The 19,717-nt window shown below is 57.1% G+C and carries 21 protein-coding genes and 1 tRNA gene; 18 read left to right on the forward strand and 4 right to left on the reverse strand.

Annotation, left to right across the window (positions count from 1 at the left end; translation table 11 throughout):
- Positions 1 to 25: 25 nt before the first annotated feature.
- From cutA to Q5705_11535, 3 genes are read left to right on the forward strand one after another with little or no spacing between them, the layout of a single operon-like run.
- Positions 26 to 349: a divalent cation tolerance protein CutA gene (gene cutA, locus Q5705_11525; protein ID WLI75232.1), complete on the forward strand. Its 324-nt coding sequence runs from the start codon at positions 26 to 28 to the stop codon at positions 347 to 349.
- The gene (locus Q5705_11530; protein WLI75233.1) at positions 325 to 2,004 is read left to right on the forward strand and encodes a protein-disulfide reductase DsbD; all 1,680 of its coding nucleotides are present in this window, start codon (positions 325 to 327) and stop codon (positions 2,002 to 2,004) included. Before cutA ends, Q5705_11530 begins: the two co-directional genes overlap by 25 nt.
- Positions 2,005 to 2,051: 47 nt before the next feature.
- Positions 2,052 to 2,627, forward strand: a complete 576-nt coding sequence (locus Q5705_11535; GenBank protein ID WLI75234.1) for a transcriptional regulator — start codon at positions 2,052 to 2,054, stop codon at positions 2,625 to 2,627.
- On the opposite strand, the gene Q5705_11540 is transcribed toward Q5705_11535, so the two are convergent.
- Together Q5705_11540 and Q5705_11545 are read right to left on the reverse strand one after the other, a co-directional pair.
- Positions 2,624 to 3,214: a LysE family translocator gene (locus Q5705_11540; GenBank protein ID WLI75235.1), complete on the reverse strand. Its 591-nt coding sequence runs from the start codon at positions 3,212 to 3,214 to the stop codon at positions 2,624 to 2,626. The two genes, Q5705_11535 and Q5705_11540, sit on opposite strands and share 4 nt — an antisense overlap.
- Before the next feature lie 37 nt (positions 3,215 to 3,251).
- A complete protein-coding gene (locus tag Q5705_11545) occupies positions 3,252 to 4,097 on the reverse strand; it encodes an AraC family transcriptional regulator (protein ID WLI75236.1) in 846 nt (281 codons plus the stop codon).
- A gap of 182 nt (positions 4,098 to 4,279) precedes the next feature.
- On the opposite strand from Q5705_11545, the gene Q5705_11550 reads away from it, so the two are divergent.
- The 10 genes from Q5705_11550 (at position 4,280) to Q5705_11595 (ending at position 12,105) form a co-directional block, all read left to right on the forward strand.
- Positions 4,280 to 4,355, forward strand: a tRNA-Phe gene (locus tag Q5705_11550).
- 711 nt (positions 4,356 to 5,066) lie between these two features.
- Positions 5,067 to 5,279, forward strand: a complete 213-nt coding sequence (cspA, locus tag Q5705_11555) for an RNA chaperone/antiterminator CspA (protein WLI75237.1) — start codon at positions 5,067 to 5,069, stop codon at positions 5,277 to 5,279.
- Positions 5,280 to 5,557: 278 nt separating this feature from the next.
- Positions 5,558 to 5,992, forward strand: coding sequence for a RidA family protein (locus Q5705_11560; protein WLI75238.1), 435 nt, complete (start codon positions 5,558 to 5,560; stop codon positions 5,990 to 5,992).
- Between the two features lie 4 nt (positions 5,993 to 5,996).
- On the forward strand, positions 5,997 to 6,671 hold the full coding sequence (locus Q5705_11565; protein ID WLI75239.1) for a DUF1028 domain-containing protein: 675 nt from the start codon (positions 5,997 to 5,999) through the stop codon (positions 6,669 to 6,671).
- A 4-nt stretch (positions 6,672 to 6,675) separates the two neighbouring features.
- Positions 6,676 to 7,833 carry an acetylornithine deacetylase gene (gene argE / locus Q5705_11570; GenBank protein WLI79018.1) on the forward strand — a complete coding sequence of 386 codons (1,158 nt, stop codon included), beginning with the start codon at positions 6,676 to 6,678 and terminating at the stop codon, positions 7,831 to 7,833.
- Positions 7,834 to 7,955: 122 nt separating this feature from the next.
- Positions 7,956 to 9,104, forward strand: a complete 1,149-nt coding sequence (locus tag Q5705_11575; GenBank protein WLI75240.1) for an ABC transporter ATP-binding protein — start codon at positions 7,956 to 7,958, stop codon at positions 9,102 to 9,104.
- 6 nt (positions 9,105 to 9,110) lie between these two features.
- The gene (locus tag Q5705_11580) at positions 9,111 to 10,106 is read left to right on the forward strand and encodes an NAD(P)H-quinone oxidoreductase (GenBank protein WLI75241.1); all 996 of its coding nucleotides are present in this window, start codon (positions 9,111 to 9,113) and stop codon (positions 10,104 to 10,106) included.
- Positions 10,103 to 10,717, forward strand: coding sequence for a glutathione S-transferase N-terminal domain-containing protein (locus Q5705_11585; GenBank protein WLI75242.1), 615 nt, complete (start codon positions 10,103 to 10,105; stop codon positions 10,715 to 10,717). Before Q5705_11580 ends, Q5705_11585 begins: the two co-directional genes overlap by 4 nt.
- A gap of 12 nt (positions 10,718 to 10,729) precedes the next feature.
- Positions 10,730 to 11,179, forward strand: a complete 450-nt coding sequence (locus tag Q5705_11590; protein ID WLI75243.1) for a type II 3-dehydroquinate dehydratase — start codon at positions 10,730 to 10,732, stop codon at positions 11,177 to 11,179.
- The gene (locus tag Q5705_11595; GenBank protein WLI75244.1) at positions 11,176 to 12,105 is read left to right on the forward strand and encodes a glyoxylate/hydroxypyruvate reductase A; all 930 of its coding nucleotides are present in this window, start codon (positions 11,176 to 11,178) and stop codon (positions 12,103 to 12,105) included. The genes Q5705_11590 and Q5705_11595 overlap by 4 nt, the downstream gene beginning before the upstream one ends.
- Positions 12,106 to 12,126: 21 nt before the next feature.
- Here Q5705_11595 and Q5705_11600 read toward each other — a convergent pair whose 3' ends face one another.
- On the reverse strand, positions 12,127 to 13,089 hold the full coding sequence (locus Q5705_11600) for a LysR family transcriptional regulator (GenBank protein ID WLI75245.1): 963 nt from the start codon (positions 13,087 to 13,089) through the stop codon (positions 12,127 to 12,129).
- Positions 13,090 to 13,432: 343 nt separating this feature from the next.
- On the opposite strand from Q5705_11600, the gene Q5705_11605 reads away from it, so the two are divergent.
- From Q5705_11605 to Q5705_11625, 5 genes are all read left to right on the forward strand, one after another.
- Positions 13,433 to 14,464, forward strand: coding sequence for an ABC transporter substrate-binding protein (locus Q5705_11605; protein WLI75246.1), 1,032 nt, complete (start codon positions 13,433 to 13,435; stop codon positions 14,462 to 14,464).
- A gap of 62 nt (positions 14,465 to 14,526) precedes the next feature.
- Positions 14,527 to 15,381 carry an ABC transporter permease gene (locus Q5705_11610; GenBank protein WLI75247.1) on the forward strand — a complete coding sequence of 285 codons (855 nt, stop codon included), beginning with the start codon at positions 14,527 to 14,529 and terminating at the stop codon, positions 15,379 to 15,381.
- 1 nt (position 15,382) lies between these two features.
- On the forward strand, positions 15,383 to 16,201 hold the full coding sequence (locus tag Q5705_11615; GenBank protein WLI75248.1) for an ABC transporter permease: 819 nt from the start codon (positions 15,383 to 15,385) through the stop codon (positions 16,199 to 16,201).
- A gap of 130 nt (positions 16,202 to 16,331) precedes the next feature.
- The gene (locus Q5705_11620) at positions 16,332 to 17,582 is read left to right on the forward strand and encodes an NAD(P)/FAD-dependent oxidoreductase (GenBank protein WLI75249.1); all 1,251 of its coding nucleotides are present in this window, start codon (positions 16,332 to 16,334) and stop codon (positions 17,580 to 17,582) included.
- 76 nt (positions 17,583 to 17,658) lie between these two features.
- Positions 17,659 to 18,801 (forward strand): alpha-hydroxy acid oxidase, encoded by a 1,143-nt coding sequence (locus Q5705_11625; protein WLI75250.1) that lies wholly within the window; start codon positions 17,659 to 17,661, stop codon positions 18,799 to 18,801.
- A 27-nt stretch (positions 18,802 to 18,828) separates the two neighbouring features.
- On the opposite strand, the gene Q5705_11630 is transcribed toward Q5705_11625, so the two are convergent.
- On the reverse strand, positions 18,829 to 19,617 hold the full coding sequence (locus Q5705_11630; protein WLI75251.1) for a helix-turn-helix transcriptional regulator: 789 nt from the start codon (positions 19,615 to 19,617) through the stop codon (positions 18,829 to 18,831).
- Between the last annotated feature and the right edge of the window lie 100 nt (positions 19,618 to 19,717).

The raw sequence follows: 19,717 nt of genomic DNA on the forward strand, positions 1-19,717 counted from the left end.
TGCTTTCGCTGATACGAGGTTGAGAATGAACACGCCCGACGCCGTTGTTGTACTCTGCACTGCCCCGGATGAAGCCACCGCCCAGGATCTGGCGGCCAAAGCGCTGGCGGACAAACTCGCTGCCTGCGCCACCCTCCTGCCTGGCGCTACATCGCTCTATTACTGGGAAGGCAAGCTGGAGCAGGAGTACGAAGTGCAGTTGCTGCTAAAAACCGACGTCGCGCATCTGGAAGATCTCTTCGCCTGCCTGAAATCGCACCACCCGTATCAAACCCCCGAATTACTGGCATTGCCCGTTTCTCACGGAGACCACGACTACCTCTCATGGCTCAACGCATCCTTACGCTGATCCTGCTGCTGTGCAGTACATCCGCTTTCGCCGGGCTGTTTGACGCCCCTGGCCGCTCTGACTTTGTGCCTGCCGATCAGGCGTTTATTTTCGACTTTCAACAGCATCAACACGACCTGACGCTCAACTGGCAGGTAAAAGAGGGCTACTACCTCTACCGCCAGCAAATCCGCGTCATACCGGCACAGGCAACCATTGGCTCGCTGGATTTGCCCAAAGGGCAGATGCATGAAGATGAGTTTTACGGCAAAACGGAGATTTACCGCCAGAAGCTCAACCTGCCGCTCGACATCCAGCAGGCGGCAAAAGGCGCGACGCTGACCGTCACTTACCAGGGCTGCGCCGATGCCGGGTTCTGCTACCCGCCGGAAACGAAAGTGGTGCCGTTGATGGACGTCGCCGCCGCACCTGGAGGTGAACAAAACCGCGACACGCCCGATCGCCCGCTGCCCTTCTCTGCGCTCTGGGCGTTGCTGATTGGCATCGGTATCGCCTTTACGCCTTGCGTGTTGCCGATGTACCCGCTGATTTCCGGCATTGTGCTTGGCGGGAAACAGCGCCTGCCCACGCCGCGCGCGCTGCTGCTGGCGTTTATCTACGTGCAAGGCATGGCGCTGACCTACACCGCGCTGGGGCTGGTTGTGGCAGCCGCCGGGCTGTCGTTCCAGGCCGCGCTGCAACATCCGTATGTGCTTATCGGTTTATCGGTGCTGTTTAGCCTGCTGGCGCTGTCGATGTTCGGTCTGTTCAATTTGCAATTGCCGTCTGCGCTGCAAACCCGTTTAACGCTGTGGAGCAACCGCCAGCAGGGCGGCTCCGTCGGCGGCGTGTTTGCTATGGGCGCGATTGCCGGGCTGATTTGCTCGCCCTGCACCACCGCGCCATTAAGCGCCATCCTGCTTTATATCGCCCAGAGCGGAAATCTGTGGCTCGGCGGCGGCACGCTTTACCTTTATGCGCTCGGCATGGGGCTGCCGCTGATTCTGGTTACCGTGTTCGGCAACCGGCTGCTGCCAAAAAGCGGGCCGTGGATGGAGCAGGTCAAAATCGCCTTTGGTTTTGTGATCCTCGCCCTGCCGGTCTTTTTGCTGGAGCGCGTGCTTGGCGAGGCCTGGGGGCTGCGTTTGTGGTCGCTTTTGGGCGTGGCGTTTTTCGGCTGGGCGTTTATCACCAGCCTGAGCGCTAAACGCGCCTTTGTGCGCGTGCTGCAAATCGCCCTGCTCGGCGCGGCGCTGGTTTGCGTGCGTCCATTGCAGGATTGGGCTTTCGGCACATCAACTGTGCAAAACCATGCGCCGCTGGCGTTTACACCGGTGAAAACCGTTGACGATCTGAACCAGGCGCTGGCGCAGGCCAATGGTCGGCCTGTCATGTTGGATCTGTATGCTGACTGGTGCGTGGCCTGCAAAGAGTTCGAGAAATACACCTTCAGCGACCCAAATGTACAAGCGGCGCTGAAAGAGAGTGTGTTATTACAGGCCAATGTGACGGCGAACGACGCCCAGGATGCCGCGCTGCTGCGCCATCTTAATGTGCTCGGCTTGCCAACGATTCTCTTTTTCGACATGCAGGGGCGCGAGCAACCCGCCGCCCGGGTGACCGGGTTTATGGACGCCGCCGCCTTTGCGGAACATTTGCGCAATCGTTCCCCGTAAACAACACTTTGTGGGGGAGTTCGTTTCAGGTAATGGAGGATATCAGCGTGCAACGCGAAGACGTTTTAAGCCAAACCTTACAACTGCTTGAATTAAGAGGCATTGCAGACACCACTCTTGAAATGGTTGCCGAGCGCATCGACTATCCCATTGATGAGTTCCGCCGTTTCTGGCCGGACAAAGAGGCGCTGTTGTACGACGCGCTGCGTTATTTAAGCCAGCAGGTGGATATCTGGCGCAGGCAGTTATTGCTGGATGAGACGCTGGACCACGAGCAAAAATTGCTGGCGCGTTACGGCGCACTGACCGAGTGCGTCAACAATAACCGCTATCCGGGCTGTTTGTTTATTGCCGCTTGCGCCTTCTTCCCGGATCCCGGTCACCCGATCCATCAACTGGCGGATCAGCAAAAACGCGAAGCGTATGACTTTTCGCACCAGTTACTGACCGAGCTGGAAGTGGACGATCCGGCGATGGTGGCAAAGCAGATGGAACTGGTGCTGGAGGGTTGCCTGAGTCGGATGCTGGTCAACCGCAGCCAGGCGGATGTCGATACCGCCCAGCGGCTGGCAGAAGATATTTTACGCTTTGCCCGTTGCCGCCAGGGCGGCGCGCTGACTTAAACACCGAACAAGCCCGCCCACGCGGATGCGAGCAAACATAAGGCCATTACCCGCTGGAACCAGACCAGCGAGGCTGGTGTGCGAAACAGCCGGTTAACGGCTTTGCCAAGCAGCGTCCAGGCAACCAGACACAGCACCGAGATAGCCAAAAACGCCAGCGACATAAACGCTATCTCGCGCAGCGGATGCCCGCTGTGCGGGGCGAACAGGCTCACCACCGCCAGCGCCATCATCCAGGTTTTCGGGTTAATCAACTGCAACATCGCCGCCGCACGTCCACTAAACGGGCGCTGCGCCTCACCCTGTAAATCGGTGGCGGGCGCGGTAAAAAGCTGCCAGCTCATCCAGCTTAACCACAGCGCGCCTGCCCAGCTCATCCCTGCCCGCACCAGCGGATAATCCTGCAACACCTGCCCTGCTCCGGCACCCGAGATAAAGACAATCAAACTCGCCGCAATACAGGCTCCCGCCACCGCCGGCAGCGTGGCTTTCACGCCAAAGCGCTGGCTGCTGGTGAGGATCAGAATATTGGTCGGGCCGGGAGTAATCGACGCGACAAAAGCAAAGAGTAAAAACGGCAGGGTCATTATCAGGCTCCTTGGTTGCGAGCCTTAGACTGTCGCGTTATTTGCCGTCGTCGTCTGGAAGATTTGTGCACAGCCTGCGGTAATGGGCTGGCGACAGGCGATAGGCGCGCTGGAACCAGCGCCCCAGGTGGCTTTGATCGGCAAACCCCACGGCGGCGGCGACATCCGCAGGCTGCTCCCCTTTCGCCAGTTGCGCCCGCGCGGTGGCAAGACGCAACTGGATAAGCCAGGCGTGCGGGCTTAAGCCGAACTCGCGTTTAAAACAGCGCGTCAGGGTAAAGCGATCGGTGCCGGTTTCCCGCGCCAGATCCGACAAGCCGATGTTGTCGCCGATATGCGCATAAAGATAATCCCGCGCCCGGTGGGCAATTGCAGCGCTCTGGATCTGCGTCGGTATCCGTTTGCGCCACTGGCAGTGGTGCGTAAGCTGGCCGAGCAGTGCGTCCATCGTGCTTTGCTGGACAATGCGCATCTCATCGCTGTGCAGCGCGTAGAAAGTTTGCGCAATGGTGTGAATCAACTGCGGCTGGCGGGCGATGGTGTGGGAAAAATGCATGGCGTAGCTGGACGGCACCGAGTCGTACAGCCCACGCAACGTGGTGTTGAGCCAGCGATCGTCGAGATAAAAGGTGAGATAGGTAAACCCGCCTTCCACTGGCGCGTCGCCGTCGTGGATTTCACCTGGCTCCAGCAAGAATGCATCGCCCGGCCTGCTGCGATGGCGCTCGCGGCGGCAGTGAAACTGCTGGGTGCCAGACAGCGTAATGCCCACCAGATAGCTGTCATGCCAGTGCGGATCGTACGCGTGCCCTTCAAAATGGGCGCGGATTGTTTCGATGCCGGTATCCACATGCTGTCGCAGCTCCAGCCAGTCTTTAGACATATCGCCTCCGTATACCACCGGAAGTTAGCATTCATCACCCTAATGTAAATGTCTGGAAGATTTGTGCAACCGTCGCTTTTCGGCGCTGATTTGCGCGTTTTGCCGCAAAGTTGAGCAACCGAATAGAATTTAAGGAAATAAGGTTGACGCTTAAAGGCGATTACGGTTTAATGCCGCCCGTTGCCCGGATAGCTCAGTCGGTAGAGCAGGGGATTGAAAATCCCCGTGTCCTAGGTTCGATTCCGAGTCCGGGCACCACTTATTCTTAACCCTCGCCGTTGGCGGGGGTTTTTCGTTTCTGGAGTACGGACGCTCCATCGAACTTCGTTCGATTATTCGCCGCAAGCGGCGCACCCCTTCGGGGCCAGCGCGACAAGCGCGCTGTTCAACGCCTGGCGGCGTTAGTCCGAGTCCGGGCACCACTTCTTCTTAACCCTCGCCTTTGGCGGGGGTTTTTCGTTTCTGGAGTACGGACTCTCCATCGAACTTCGTTCGATTATTCGCCGCAGGCGGCGCACCCCTACGGGGCCAGCGCGACCAGCGCGCTGTTCAACGCCTGGCGGCGTTAGTCCGAGTCCGGGCACCACTTCTTCTTAACCCTCGCCTTTGGCGGGGGTTTTTCGTGTCTGGAGTACGGACTCTCCATCGAACTTCGTTCGATTATTCGCCGCAAGCGGCTCATTCCATTTGCCAATCCTACATCCGCCCTGAAGCTAACAGCCATCTGGGTGTTTAAGCGGTTAAAATAAAAAACATAAACATTGCTAAATGAATTTCTCTGTGTCTTAATAGCGCCCTTGGTTTGGAACACAGACCTTATGAAAGCAGTTTTAGTAAAGCAGTCCTCAGTTCAAGAGTTATCCAAAGATACCCTTCTTCATGAGCCTCCTCCTAAGTGCCAAATAAGTCACTCTCTAATTACAGGCCATCATCGCCACACTTAGTGGCTCATCAATTAAGGAATTATCTATGTCTAATAAAATGACTGGTTTAGTAAAATGGTTTAACTCTGATAAAGGTTTTGGCTTTATCACCCCGAACGACGGCAGCAAAGATGTATTCGTACATTTCTCTGCTATCCAGAGTGACAGCTACAAAACCCTTGATGAAGGCCAGCAAGTCTCCTTCACCATTGAAAATGGCGCGAAAGGCCCTGCTGCCGCAAACGTCACAGCGCTGTAAGACGCGCTCATTATCAGGGACGCTTACGACAGCGATGAAGACAGCAGTCTGAGCAGCTAAGCGCCGCTGATAAGAAAATGAACCCGCCTCTGCGGGTTTTTTATTGCCCAAATTTCGCCTGACACATGCCCGCTTCTGCTGGCATCCCTCCCTTTTGCGCTTACAAAATCTGGACGCGCGTTCGCATTTTCTAAACTAAAGCCTCGGATTATGCTGTTTTGTTTGTTGCGCTTGAGAAGGTATACCTTGCGGGGAATCCATTTTCCCGGCAGGCAGACATGAGCACACATACCCGCATTCGCAAATTCAATACGAAAGAAACCTACCCGAATCAGTCGCTGGATAACGATCTTTGCCAGGCCGTTCGTGCAGGCAATACCGTTTACGTTCGTGGTCAGATTGGTACTGACTTTGAAGGCAACCTGGTGGGGCTTGGCGATCCGGCGGCGCAAGCAGAGCAGGCAATGAAGAACGTTAAACAACTGCTGGAAGAAGCAGGCAGCGACCTGTCCCACATCGTGAAAACCACCACCTATATCATCGACCCGCGCTATCGCGAGCCGGTTTATCAAGTCGTTGGCAAATGGCTGAAAGGCGTCTTTCCGATCTCGACCGGGCTGGTCATTTCCGGGCTTGGTCAGCCGCAGTGGCTGATGGAAATCGATGTTATCGCCGTGATCCCCGACGATTGGCAGCCACCAGCAGGAGCATAAAATCATGACGTTATCGATTATCGGACGCTGCGCGCAAACCGGCCAGATGGGCATTGCTATCAGCTCTTCCAGCATTGCGGTGGGTGCGCGCTGCCCCTGGCTGCGAAGCCAGGTCGGTGCAGTATCAACCCAGAACATCACCTTACCGGCGCTGGGGCCGCGCATTCTTGACAGCCTGCAACAGGGCGACAGTGCCGAAACCGCGTTAAAAGCCGGGCTGGAAACGGACGACTATTTCATCTATCGCCAGGTCACCGTGCTGACGCCCGATGGAGAAAGCGCCGTCTACAGCGGTGAAAAGACGCTGGGTATCAACAACGCAGTACGCGGGGAAAACTGCGTGGCGGCGGGTAATTTGCTGGCGACCCCGGAGGTTATTAACGCGATGGTAAATGCCTTCGAACAGCAATCAGGACACCTTGCAGACAGGCTCATTGCCGCAATGCAAGCGGGGCTGGGAGCAGGCGGTGAAGCGGGCCCGGTGCATTCGGCGGCGCTGTCGATTGTGGATTCGCCAGTCTGGCCGATTGTTGATTTGCGTGTCGACTGGACAGACGCCGATCCGATTGATGAACTCAACAAGCTCTGGCAAGCCTATCAACCGCAAATGCAGGACTACTTAACGCGCGCCATCGATCCTCGCAGTGCGCCGGGTTACGGCGTGCCGGGCGATGAGTAAACCGATGATGACCAGTCGCAAACTGCTGGAACAGCTGGTGGCGTTTGATACCACCAGCCGCGAATCCAACCTGGCGTTGATTGATTTTGTCAGGCGCTACTTAACCGGGCTCGGCGTCAACTGCGAGATTATCCACAACGACGAGCGCAGCAAAGCCAATCTTTATGCGCGGCTTGGCCCGGCAGGTAGCGGCGGCGTGATGCTTTCGGGTCACAGCGATGTAGTGCCGGTGGACGGGCAGAACTGGAGCGTTCCCCCTTTTGTGCTGACAGAGCGAGACGGCAAACTGTACGGTCGCGGCACGGCGGACATGAAAGGCTTTATCGCCTGCGTACTGGCGGCGGTGCCGCATTTTCTTGCACAGCCGCTAACACAACCGCTGCACCTGGCCATTTCCTATGATGAGGAAGTCGGATGCCTTGGCGTACGCACCTTGCTGGACGCGCTGTCCAGCCGCCCGGAAAAACCCGATATCTGCCTGATTGGCGAACCCACCGAACTCCAGCCGGTCATCGGCCACAAAGGCAAGCTCGCCGTGCGCTGTGAAGTGCAAGGCGCGGCGTGCCATTCGGCCTATGCGCCGCAGGGTGTCAATGCCATCGAATATGCCGCGAAGCTTATCCACCAGCTTACAGTGATGGGCCAGCGGCTGGCCGCGCCGGAGCGCCAGGATACGCGTTTTGATCCGCCCTTTACCACGGTGCAAACCGGCGTGATCCACGGCGGTCGGGCGCTGAATATCGTGCCTGCCGACTGTGTGTTTGACTTCGAAGTGCGCACCCTGCCGCAGGATGATGCGCAGGAAGTGGTTGATGAACTGGAAAGTTATGCGCAGCGCGAGCTATTGCCGCACATGCAGGCCGTACATCGTGACGCCGCGATCCGCTTTTACCCCATCAGCGGTTATCCCGGTTTATACACCGCGGCACAAAGTGCCGCTGCGCGGCTGATTGCCCATCTCACCGGTTCAGACGCGTTCAGCACCGTCGCATTCGGTACTGAAGGGGGATTGTTCCATCAGGCCGGTATCCCAAGCGTCGTCTGTGGGCCTGGCAGCATGGCGCAGGGCCATAAACCCGATGAGTTCATCACGGTCGGGCAACTGGACGCCTGCGCTGCCCTGCTGCGCCGTCTTGCTACCTGGATGTGCCAGCCCGCGTGAAACCGCCCTTTTCCCCTGCTTTAACTTTTCCAAACGCCAGCTTCAGGAAGCACTAACCGCGTGATGCACGCTTACGCCGTATGCTGGTGACAAGCATTTGATAGCCCGTATCTGGAGATCCCATGGTAAGTGCAGAAGTCACCACATTCCCGCAGCCCGAAACGCTGCATCCCGTCGTGAACAAAGCGAACGTTGCCGTACGGCTTGATGGCGTACTGAAACGCTTTGGCGACGCCATCGCATTACACAAAATTTCCCTGACGATTGATGAAGGGGAATTTGTCACGCTGCTCGGCCCGTCAGGCTGCGGCAAAACCACGCTGCTGAACCTGATGGCAGGGTTCGCCGAAGCAGATGGCGGCGAGATCTTTATTGATGGTGATCTGGTTACGGATATACCGCCTTACCAGCGTGAAATCGGCATTGTGTTTCAGAACTACGCCCTGTTCCCGCATATGACGGTCGAAAAGAACGTGGGTTACGGCCTGCGGATGCGCGGCGTGCCAAAAGCCGAGATTGCCGAACGCGTTGAGCAGGCGCTGGCATTGGTGAAGCTTGCCGGTTACGGCCATCGCAAGCCACGCGAACTCTCTGGTGGTCAGCAGCAGCGTGTGGCACTGGCGCGTGCGCTGGTGATCCGCCCCAAAGTACTGCTGCTGGATGAGCCTTTCTCCGCGCTGGATAAGAACCTGCGCCTGTCGATGCAGGTGGAGTTGAAAGCGATTCAGCGCAAGCTTGGCGTCACCACCGTATTCGTTACGCACGATCAGGGTGAAGCGCTAAGCATGAGCGATCGCGTGGTGGTGATGTCAGCGGGGCATGTCCGCCAGATAGGCTCGCCGGATGAGATTTACCGTCGCCCACAGGATCCGTTTGTCGCGGGGTTTGTTGGCGATGTGAACATTCTGCCGGGGCGCTACGCGGGTCGTGACGGCGTTGCGATGCTGGATTTGGGCGGCAATGCGCTGCGTCTGCCGGCGGAACGTGTCCATGCCACGATTGGCGAGCGCCTTAACATCTACGTCCGCCCGGAAAACCTTCAACTGGCACCGCTTGGCCCCCATTCGCTGTTCAGCGCCACGGTAATCGCCCATGTCTTTCAGGGCGATCATGTCGATGTGCATCTTGATGTGCCTGCGCTGGGTAGCGCCGCATTGTTTGCGCGCCAGTCTGGCCTGGAATCGCTGACACGCTGGCCCGTCGGCAGCCTGGTTGGCGTGAGCGTTGATGACGAAGGCGTGTGCGCATTTAGCGCAACGGAACAGGGATAAGCGCAGATGATACCTGAAATGATGAATGCGGTGATTGCCCGCCAGCCGGGCGGCCCTGAGGTGTTAGAACAGGTGCAGCGTAACGTTCCGCAGCCCGCACCCGGTGAAGTGCTGATTCGCGTCGCCAGCGCGGGCGTGAACCGTCCCGATATCCTGCAACGCAACGGCATGCCGTTGCCGCCGGGGGTAACAGAGGTGCTGGGGCTGGAAGTCTCCGGCACCGTGGTGGCGCTGGGGGCGGGTGTTGATTCGCCTGCTGTTGGCGCGCCGGTGATGGCACTGCTCAACGGGGGCGGCTATGCCGACTACTGTGTCGCACGTGCCGAACTCTGTTTATCCGTGCCGGAAAACCTGCCGCTCGCGCAGGCCGCAGGCGTGCCGGAAGCGGCCTTTACCGTGTGGCATAACCTGTTTGAACTGGGGCGCTTGCAGCCGGGCGAAACCGTGCTGATCCACGGTGCGGCCAGCGGCGTGGGCACATTCGCCATTCAATGCGCACAGGCCTGCGGGGCGCGGGTGATTGCGACGGCAGGCGGTGCGGAGAAGATTACGGCACTGCGACAGCTCGGCGTCTGGCGCGCCATCGACCGCCACAGCGAAGATTTTGTCGCAGTCATTGTTGATGAAACTCAGGGACAGGGTGTGGATGTGGTGCTGGATAACGTCGGTGGCGATTACGTGGCGCGCAACCTGAGCGTGTTAGCGCCGGGCGGACGCCATGTCAGCCTTTCATTTATGCAAGGCGCAAAGATTGAGCTCGATCTGCAACTGGTGATGCGTAAAGGGCTGAGCCTGACCTCTTCAACGCTGCGCCCGAAAAGCGCATCCGAGAAACTGCGGCTGGCGCAGTGCATCAGCAAGCATCTGCTGCCGCTGATTGCCGCAGGCAAAATCGCACCAACCGTTTATCAAACCTTACCGTTAGCGCAAGCCGCAGACGCCCATCGCATCCTTGAGGCCAACGCCAACATCGGCAAAGTGCTGTTGCAGGTGGCGTCATGATGCAACTCTTTTTTGCCACTACCTCCGCGTACGTCCGCAAAGTGATGGTCTGCGCAACGGTGCTGGGTCTGGATGATGAGATAGAACGGCTGGATTCTGCCGCCCATCCCATCGAGCGCGACGAACGTATTGCTGCGTTTAATCCGCTGGCAAAAGTCCCGGCGCTGCGCACTGAAAGCGGGCTATGCCTCTATGACAGCCGCGTCATTTGCGAATACCTCAACGCGCGTGCGCAGGGCGATTTATTCCCCGAAAACGGTGATGCGCGCTGGAAAAGCCTGGCACGGCAGGCATTGGGCGATGGAATAATCGATGCCGCGTTGCTGGCACGCTACGAATTCACTACCCGCCCGACCGAAAAGCAGTGGCAGAACTGGGCCGACGCGCAACTGAAAAAAGTCGCCGCCGCACTGTCAGAGATAGAAAGTCAGGTCAGCGGTTTTAGCGAAAAACCCAACGACATCGGGCTTATTGCCCTCGGTTGTGCGCTCGGTTATCTCGACTTCCGCTTTGCCGAACTGAACTGGCGCGCCAGCCATCCCCTTACCGCCGCATGGTTCGCTGCCTTCGATGCGCATCCGGCCATGGCCGCTACGCGCCCGCACGTTTAATCAGGAGTGGGCATGTCACAGCAGATCTATTTTCTCAATGGGCCGAACGCCAATTTGTATGGCCTGGATAAAAACGGCACCTACGGCAGCGACAGTTTTGCCAGCCTCGGCGAGCGCTGCCAGCGTCGTGCCGAATCGCACGGGGTGATATTGCATTTTCGCCAGAGCAACCACGAAGGCGTGCTGGTCGACTGGATCCAGCAAGCACGCCAGGAAGCCGCAGGATTGATTATCAACGCGGCGGGTTTGACCTATAGTTCAGTGCCGATCCTTGATGCGCTGCTGATGTTTGATGGCCCGATCATTGAAGCGCATATGAGCAACATCTGGCAGCGCGAGCCGTTCCGCCATCACTCCATGGTGTCGAAAGCGGCAACCGGGGTGATTGCCGGACTGGGAGCCATCGGTTACGAACTGGCTATTGATGCGGTGGTCAGCCTGCTGGGAACACGAGCTACATGAGTACGTTAGTGTTCTACAGCGAATTCGACAGCTTCGAAGAGTGGTCAGCGTTACTTGCACCACATTTGCCCGGCGTGACGATTTGCCGCGCCGAAACGGTGCAACAACCTGATGACGTGCACTATGCGCTGGCATGGAAACCGCCACATGGGTTCTTTGCGCCCTACCGCAACCTCAAGCTGCTGGTGAATCTCGGCGCGGGCGTCGATTCGCTGGTGGGGCGCGACGATCTGCCAGATATCCCGATTATTCGCCTGTCCGATCCCGATATGGCGCGCATGATGGCCGGTTATGTGCTGTTTGCCGTGCTGCGCTACGCGCGCGATATCCCGGCATTCGAGCGCGCGCAGCGTGAACGGCGCTGGCATTATCTGCATCCCCGTGCGCCTTCCGGCATCCGTGTCGGCGTGCTGGGATTGGGGGAACTGGGCGCGTACGCGGCGCAGGAACTGGCGCGACAGGGCTTCGACGTGCGCGGCTGGTCGCGCTCGCAAAAAGAGATTGCAGGTATTGGCTGTAGCAGCGGGCTGGAATCGCTGAATGATTTTCTCAGCCAGAGCGACATTCTGGTGGTGATGCTGCCTCTCACGCCGCACACCACGGGCTTGCTCAGCGCTGAACGGCTGGCGCGCCTGCCGCATGGCGCCGCGTTCATCAATGTGTCGCGCGGGGCGATTGTTGACCAGGCCGCGCTGACTGACGCGTTGCGCGCGGGACACATTGCCGAAGCCACGCTGGATGTGTTCGATCGCGAACCGCTGCCGCCGCACGATCCGCTGTGGCGTATGGACAATGTATTGATCACGCCGCATCTGGCGTCCGTCGCCATTCCTGCCAGCGCCGCGCAGCAGGTCGCGGAAAACATCCAGCGCGCCGCCCGCGGTGAGCCGGTGACTAATCAGGTATTCCCGGCGCGCGGTTATTAAATTAACAACCGCGCCGCAGCGTCACGCCACCCGCACCACCTGCGGATCGAAATAGCTCGGTGCCGCCATGCCAGGAATATACTGGTCGGAGATAAACACGCGGCAGCGCTCGGCAAAGGCGTTAACCACCATGGAGTGCTGCGTGTGGGCCACGGTCGCGTAACCGAGTTGCATCGCCCTGTTCGTCCCCGCCAGCCGCACGCGGATCAGACGTTTGCCATCCTGGGAGAGGTGCGCTTTTGGCCGCACGTTGGCGATACCAAACCCCACGCCGTTTGCCACCATCGCGCGCACCACTTCCATATTGCTGGAGCGCATGACCACATTCGGCGTAACGCCCGCTTCACTAAACAGCCCGAGGAAATATTCCCGGCTCCACGGCATATCCAGCAGCACCATGGGCATCGTCGCCAGATCCTGAATCGTCACCGCCGATTGCGTCGCCAGCGGATGATGTTCCCCCACCATCACATACGGCGGCAGTTGCGCCAGCGACGTAAAGGCAATGTCGTTAGCCGGGACTAAATCATAAGTCAGGGCGATGTCGATATCGGCGGTGCGCAACTGTTTCAGCAACTGTTCATGGTTGCCTTCCACAAGGGTAATGCGCACGCCGGGAAAGGCGCGACCAAAGCCGAACACCAGTTCGGGTGTCAGCATCGGTGCCAGCGTATCCAGACAGCCCACGCGCAGCGGGCCGCGCACATTGTTCATTGATTCCGAGGCAATCGTATAGAGATTCATCATCTGTTCCAGGATGAGCTTTGCCTCTTTCAGAACCTGATGACCGATGGCGGTCAGCGACACGCCCTGCGCGTGATGGCGTACAAAAAGCTGCACGCCAAGTTCAGATTCAATATGGGTGATAGCGGCAGAGATCGACGGCGATGAAACGTGGATACGTTCTGATGCGCCAATGATGCTGCCAGCCTCCCCGGAGGCGACAAAATATTCCAGCTGACGCTGGGTGATGCGACTGAGCATGCAGGTTCTCCTGAGATCGCTGGCGCAATCATGTCGCGCCAGTCATTCTAATAGTGCATTTTCCCTGCACTTATCATGCCAAAAGGCAAACAGCAGCATAATCACCTGGCCTGTGTGACCGCCCTCCTTCGCTTCTGCCTTATCACTGGTTAGGAAAATCCGTTGCAAAGCAGCGTCTTTTTTAGCGTCAGAAATCCTGATGCAACGACGAGGAAAAGGCTGTTTTACGCAACCCGCTCACACCGTCATTATCGATTTCACACCAGGGAACACCGTTTGCACCGTTTTGGCGCGCCGGGTTTCAGATTGCTACAACAGCCATTTCATGTATGGGGATGAGAATATGTTGCGTAAGATTTGTGCCTTGACGTTGTTGACTACCAGCGTGTTAAGCGCAGGAAATGCGATGGCCGCTGACAAGCTGATTGTCAGCACCTGGGGCGGCGGCTTTAAAGATCTGATCGATGAAACCATCGCGAAAGAATTCACCAAAGAAACCGGCGTCGAGGTGCAGTTTGTCACGGGTGGCACCATCGATCGTCTCAACAAAGCCAAGCTGGCAGGCGGTTCACCTGAAACGGATGTGACCTTTACCACGGCACATGTGGGCTATCTGTATGCCAACTCTGGCCTGTTTGAAAAACTCGATATGAGCAAAATCCCGAACGCGGCGAACCTGGTAGAGCAGGCGAAAGTCAGCCCTTATCACCTTGGCGTATGGGGCTACGTTTACACCATCGGCTATCGTCCGGATCTGGTGCCAAAAGGTGAAACCTTTGCGAGCTGGAACGATCTGTGGAAGCCAGAGCTGAAAGGCACGCTGGCGCTGCCGGACTGGGATCCGAGCCATATCATTGCCGTTGCCGCCAAACTCTCCGGCACCGATGCGGCGCACTGGCAGCAGGGCCAGGCGAAGCTGAAAGCGCTAATCCCGAATATCAAATCCTTCTATACCGATGATGCCAACAGCCAGCAGTTGATCTCCACTGGCGAAACGCCGGTACAGGTGATGCTGTCAATGAACGCCTACAACATGATGGCGGAAGGGGTGGACATCAAACTGGCCATCCCCAAAGAGGGGGCGATTTTGGGCGTCGATACCATTGGTATCAACAAAGGCAGCAAACAGACCGAACTCGCGTATAAGTTTATCAATATCGCCATGAAGCCTGAAATTCAGGCGCAGGTGGCAAAGATTTATCACGGCAGCCCAACGGTCTCCAACGCACATATCGATCCTGAACTGGCGAAACTGCCGGGCATGCTGACCACGCCTGAACAGTGGAATGCCACCATCAATACCGACCCGCAACTGCGTGCGGAGAAAACCGCAGAGTGGCGTCAATGGTTCTCTGAAAACATCATGTCTCATTGATTTACCGGGCGGCTTGCGGGCCGCCCTGTTTCTACCGGCAACACATTACAGGCAGCACGTCTATGACGAGAAAACCGACATTTTTACCCTGGTTCATTCTTCCCGCCACGCTGACCGCAATCGGGCTGGTTGTCGCGATGTTCGCGGTGATGCAGTTCAGCGTGCGCGCCTATATTCCCGGTTCGCTCGATGTGGGCGGTTTTACCCTGGCGAACTTCAACGGCCTGTTCAAAAGCGTCTATGCCGATGCCTTTATTAACACCGTTATGCTCAGCGCCAAAACCGCTCTCTTTGGCCTGCTGATGAGTTATCCGCTGGCGTATGCCCTGGTGCGCACCCGCACCACGTGGATCAAATCCACTATTTTGATTATCGCCATTACGCCGCTGTTTCTCGGCGAAGTCGTGCGCACCTATTCGTGGATTATCGTGCTGGGTAACAGCGGCTTTCTGAATAGCCTGCTGCTGGCGTTGGGCGTTATCTCCACACCGATTCAGTTTATGTTTACGCAAACCGGCGTGGTGCTGGCGCTGGTGCACGTCACCATGCCGATCATGGTGTTGATGCTGGCGACCGCGTTATCGCACATTAATCCTGATTACGAGAAAGCCGCCACCAGCCTTGGCGCTGGCCCCATTCGCACCTTGCTGACCGTGACGATCCCATTGTCTATCCCCGGTATTGTCGCCAGCCTGACCACGGCGTTTGCCTGGACGTTTAGCGCCTTCGCCACACCGCAACTTATTGGCGGCGGACGCGTCAGCACGGTGGCAACCATGGTCTATCAACTGGGTTTCTCGTCGATGAACTTCCCGTTTGCCGCCGCCCTGAGCATTGCCGGTTTGATCCTCACCATCCTGTTACTGGTGGCGCTGAAACGAATGACCCGATTCCTGCACGCGATGGGGGAGCATTGATATGACCCGTTCGATGAATGACAAACTGACGACGCTGGCGGGCCGCCTGTTGGTCGTCGCTATTCTGATCTTTGTGATGCTGCCCACTATCGTGGTGTTTATCTCCTCGTTCAGCAGCACCGCCGTGTTGTTCTTTCCGCCAAAAGGCTGGTCGCTGCGCTGGTTCGAACGGGCGGTAAATTACGATGATTTCCGTCACGGCTTCTACTCCGGGCTGATTGTCACCGCATGGGCCTCGTCGCTGGCGGTGATCATCGGCACCACGCTGGCAATTGCCATTGAACGCTATGCATTCCCGTGCAAGCAGGTGCTGGAAGGGATCCTGCTGTCGCCGCTGTTTATCCCGCATTTCACCATTGGCCTGGGTCTGTTGATGCTGGTATCGCAACTCAACCTGGGACGCGGTTATCCGCTGGTGATTTTCTGCCATATCGTGCTGGTCCTGCCGTTTGTGCTGCGCAGTGTGTATGTATCGCTAAAAAACCTTGAACAGCGCATTGAGCTGGCGGCGGCAAGCCTTGGCGCATCGCCGCTACGCGTGGTGTGGACCATCACCGTGCCGCTGATTTTGCCCGGTCTGTTCGGCGGCTGGCTGTTCGCCGCGATCCTCTCTTTTAACGAATTTACCGCGTCACTGTTTATTACAACCCAGGCCACACAGACGTTACCGGTCGCGATGTACAACTATGTGCGTGAATTTGCTGACCCGACACTGGCGGCGCTGTCGGTAATTTATATTGCCGTAACCGCAGCGATGTTAATTATTGCCAATAAGTTTTTAGGGCTGGGGAAAATATTAAACGTTGAAGCCAGACATTAATAAACGGTGAATGAATGCGCTTTGGATTTTCCGAAGCGCTGCATTTAAAAAGCGTGATTACCATTAATACGGCACCCGATTACCCTTGGCGATATCACTATCGAGGGCCGCTTATATTTAGGGATTCAACATGTCAGTAGAAAAAATTAATACCGTTATTGTCGGCGCAGGTCAGGCCGGTATTGCCATGAGTGAACATCTGGCGCTGATGGGCGTGCCGCACGCCGTACTGGAGCGCAGCCGCATCGCTGAGCGCTGGCGCTCTGAACGCTGGGATTCGCTGGTGGCGAACGGCCCGGCCTGGCATGACCGCTTTCCGTCGCTGAAATTCGACAATATTTCCCAGGAAGCCTTCCCGCCGAAAGAGCGCATGGCTCAGTATTTTGAAGACTACGCAAAGATGCTTGATGCGCCAGTGCGCACCGGCGTTGAAGTGCATCAGGTGGTGCGCCTGGCAGGACGCAGCGGATTTAAAGTAGTGACCTCTGCCGGTGAATTTGAGGCCAACAATGTTGTGGCCGCCACCGGCCCGTTCCAGAAGCCGTCAGTACCGCAGATCGTGCCGGAAAGCGCCGGGCTGCACCAGATCCACTCTTCTGTCTACAAAAACCCGCAGCAACTGCCCGCAGGCGGTGTGCTGGTGGTGGGCGCGGGCGCTTCCGGGACGCAAATTGCCGAGGAGTTGCGTAAAGCGGGCCGTGATGTTTATCTCTCGGTCGGTGAACATTATCGTCCGCCGCGTTCTTACCGCGACCGTGATTACTGCTGGTGGCTCGGCGCGCTCGGTCTGTGGGATGAAGTTAAAATAAAGCCGAAAAAAGAGCACGTGGCCTTCGCGGTGAGCGGCTACGAAGGGGGGAAAACCGTGGATTTCCGCCGCCTGGCGCATATGGGCATTACGCTGGTGGGCATCACCAAAAGCTGGGATAACGGTGTGCTGAGCTTTGCCGAAGGGCTGAGTGAGAATATCGCGGCGGGCGATAAAGCCTACTTTGACGTACTGCGCGATGCGGATGCCTACATTGAACGCAACGGGCTGGATCTGCCTCCGGAGCCGCAGGCGTGGGAGTTACTGCCGGATCCGGCGTGTCTGCTCAATCCGCTGACGCAACTCGATATCGCCGCAGCGGGTATTACCACGATTATCTGGGCGACGGGTTTTAAATTTGATTTCAGTTGGTTGCAGGTTGATGCCTTCGACGAAAAAGGCCTGCCGTTCCATAAACGCGGTATTTCCGCCGAGCGCGGTATTTATTTCCTCGGCCTGCCAAATTTAGTCAACCGGGCATCGTCATTTATTTACGGCGTGTGGCATGACGCTAAATACATTGCCGATCATATTGTTTTGCAGAACGCCTATACCGACTACGTAAAATCTTAATTGCCTGAGTACTTATTCTCATCATCGCCCGTGGCTAAATACCCGTTATTTAGCCACAGCTTATTGGATAACCGCTGTGACCATTACCTGTATTGAAGAACTCCGGCTACTGGCGCGTAAGCGGGTGCCAAAAATGTTTTATGACTATGTGGATGCCGGCTCCTGGACCGAATATAGCTATCACGCTAACGAAGCGGATTTACGTCGCCTTGAGTTTCGCCAGCGCGTGGCGGTCGATATTGCCGGGCGCAGCACGGCCAGCATGATGCTCGGACACGCCGTTACGATGCCAGTCGCTATTGCGCCCACCGGGTTAACCGGCATGATCCACCCCGACGGCGAAATCCTTGCGGCGCGTGCGGCGAAAGCGTTCGGCATCCCTTTTACGCTCTCCACCATGAGCATTTGTTCGATTGAAGCGGTGGCGCGGGCAACGGATTACCATCCCTTCTGGTTTCAGCTCTATGTCATGCGCGATCGCCAGTTTGTCGCAAATCTTATCGATCGCGCGAAAGCCGCCAACTGCGGCGCGCTGGTCGTTACCATGGATCTCCAGGTATTCGGTCAGCGCCATAAAGACATCAAAAATGGCCTGTCGACGCCGCCGAAAATGACTCTGCGCAATGTTCTTAATATTGCCAGCAAACCGCGCTGGTGGCGCAAGATGCTCGCCACACGCAACCGCAACTTTGGCAATATCATTGGTCATGCCAGCGGCGTTGATAACATTGATGCGATGGTGGAGTGGACCGCGCAACAGTTCGATCCGCGCCTCTGCTGGCAGGATATCGAGTGGATTAAACAGCGCTGGGGCGGCAAGCTGATTGTGAAGGGCATTATGGATGAGGAAGATGCGCGTCTGGCGGTGTCAGCGGGTGCCGATGCGCTGATTGTCTCCAATCACGGCGGGCGGCAACTGGACGGGGTATCGTCCTCGATTAGCGTGTTGCCGGAGATTGTCGCGGCGGTGGGCGAAGATATTGAAGTCCATTTCGACGGCGGGATACGGTCCGGGCAAGATGTGCTGAAAGCGATTGCGCTGGGGGCGAAAGGCACCTATATCGGGCGCAGTATGCTGTATGGATTAGGGGCGCTCGGCGAAAGCGGTGTCACCATGGCGCTCAATATCATTCGTAATGAGTTCGATTTGTCGATGGCATTTTGCGGCAAGACCGATGTTGCTGCGATTGATGCAGGGATTTTGCGCCGCGCGCGTTAAAAACATCAGCGTGGGCGTCACGCTTTTTTATTCTGCTTTTCGCTTCGCAAAATAGTGCGCGGGTGTGCTGCCCATCGCTTTCCTGAACATGGTGATAAAGGCGTTAACGGATTCATACCCCAATTTCGCCGCCACGTTTTGTACCGATACGCCGCTGGCCAGTTCCTGTAGCGCAATAATCAAATGCAGTTGCTGACGCCATCGCCCGAAGCTGAGTCCCGTTTCGCGCAACATCAATCTTGCTAATGACCGTTCACTGAGCGCCAGTCGCTTCGCCCACGCTTTAAAGGTGCTGCGATCGTCAGGATGGCTGACCAGCGTATCAGCCATAGCACGTATTTTGGGATGCGCAGACACCGGCAAACTGAATTTTTGCTGCGGCATGGTGGCTAATTCATCCAGTGTCACTCTGGTCAGCCTGGCTGCGTGGCTATCCGGCAGGTAATCCACCGCCTCGTGGGTCAGGCGATCCACTAATTCCCGAACCAACTGCGAAATCGCCAGGGTGCAACATCTGTCCGGGAGTGCTGCGGCGCCGGGTTCAATAAATAAATAATTAAGATGCGCGTTCCAGGTGGCTTTGGCGCTATGGGGAATGCCGCCGGGGATCCACATCGCGCAGTGAGGCGGCACTATCCATATCTCATTTTCCGCACGACAGATCACAGCACCGTACAGCGCAATAATTAATTGCCCCTTGCGATGGGTATGAACCGGCACTTCGGCTTCGTAATCAACGAAATCAAGATGCCGCGCGACGGCCGGGCATGGCGTGGCATCAGGGTCAAACAACAGCGTGGCAGACTGGGGCTTCATATCATTGGCAACATTTAGGGATTTTTTGACAGAATAGAGTATTTAAGGAAGCACGCAAGCCGGTAATAATCCCCGGCATGAACAAACCAGACTTCAGCCA

This window comes from Kosakonia sp. H02 (assembly GCA_030704225.1).
Taxonomy (GTDB): domain Bacteria; phylum Pseudomonadota; class Gammaproteobacteria; order Enterobacterales; family Enterobacteriaceae; genus Kosakonia.

Coding starts and splice junctions, on each gene's coding strand:
- cutA (WLI75232.1), top strand. CDS start 26: ATGAACACGCCCGACGCCGTTGTTGTACTCTGCACTGCCCCGGATGAA.
- Q5705_11530 (WLI75233.1), top strand. CDS start 325: ATGGCTCAACGCATCCTTACGCTGATCCTGCTGCTGTGCAGTACATCC.
- Q5705_11540 (WLI75235.1), bottom strand. CDS start 3,214: ATGACCCTGCCGTTTTTACTCTTTGCTTTTGTCGCGTCGATTACTCCC.
- Q5705_11545 (WLI75236.1), bottom strand. CDS start 4,097: ATGTCTAAAGACTGGCTGGAGCTGCGACAGCATGTGGATACCGGCATC.
- cspA (WLI75237.1), top strand. CDS start 5,067: ATGTCTAATAAAATGACTGGTTTAGTAAAATGGTTTAACTCTGATAAA.
- Q5705_11560 (WLI75238.1), top strand. CDS start 5,558: ATGAGCACACATACCCGCATTCGCAAATTCAATACGAAAGAAACCTAC.
- Q5705_11565 (WLI75239.1), top strand. CDS start 5,997: ATGACGTTATCGATTATCGGACGCTGCGCGCAAACCGGCCAGATGGGC.
- argE (WLI79018.1), top strand. CDS start 6,676: ATGATGACCAGTCGCAAACTGCTGGAACAGCTGGTGGCGTTTGATACC.
- Q5705_11575 (WLI75240.1), top strand. CDS start 7,956: ATGGTAAGTGCAGAAGTCACCACATTCCCGCAGCCCGAAACGCTGCAT.
- Q5705_11580 (WLI75241.1), top strand. CDS start 9,111: ATGATACCTGAAATGATGAATGCGGTGATTGCCCGCCAGCCGGGCGGC.
- Q5705_11585 (WLI75242.1), top strand. CDS start 10,103: ATGATGCAACTCTTTTTTGCCACTACCTCCGCGTACGTCCGCAAAGTG.
- Q5705_11590 (WLI75243.1), top strand. CDS start 10,730: ATGTCACAGCAGATCTATTTTCTCAATGGGCCGAACGCCAATTTGTAT.
- Q5705_11595 (WLI75244.1), top strand. CDS start 11,176: ATGAGTACGTTAGTGTTCTACAGCGAATTCGACAGCTTCGAAGAGTGG.
- Q5705_11600 (WLI75245.1), bottom strand. CDS start 13,089: ATGCTCAGTCGCATCACCCAGCGTCAGCTGGAATATTTTGTCGCCTCC.
- Q5705_11605 (WLI75246.1), top strand. CDS start 13,433: ATGTTGCGTAAGATTTGTGCCTTGACGTTGTTGACTACCAGCGTGTTA.
- Q5705_11610 (WLI75247.1), top strand. CDS start 14,527: ATGACGAGAAAACCGACATTTTTACCCTGGTTCATTCTTCCCGCCACG.
- Q5705_11615 (WLI75248.1), top strand. CDS start 15,383: ATGACCCGTTCGATGAATGACAAACTGACGACGCTGGCGGGCCGCCTG.
- Q5705_11620 (WLI75249.1), top strand. CDS start 16,332: ATGTCAGTAGAAAAAATTAATACCGTTATTGTCGGCGCAGGTCAGGCC.
- Q5705_11630 (WLI75251.1), bottom strand. CDS start 19,617: ATGAAGCCCCAGTCTGCCACGCTGTTGTTTGACCCTGATGCCACGCCA.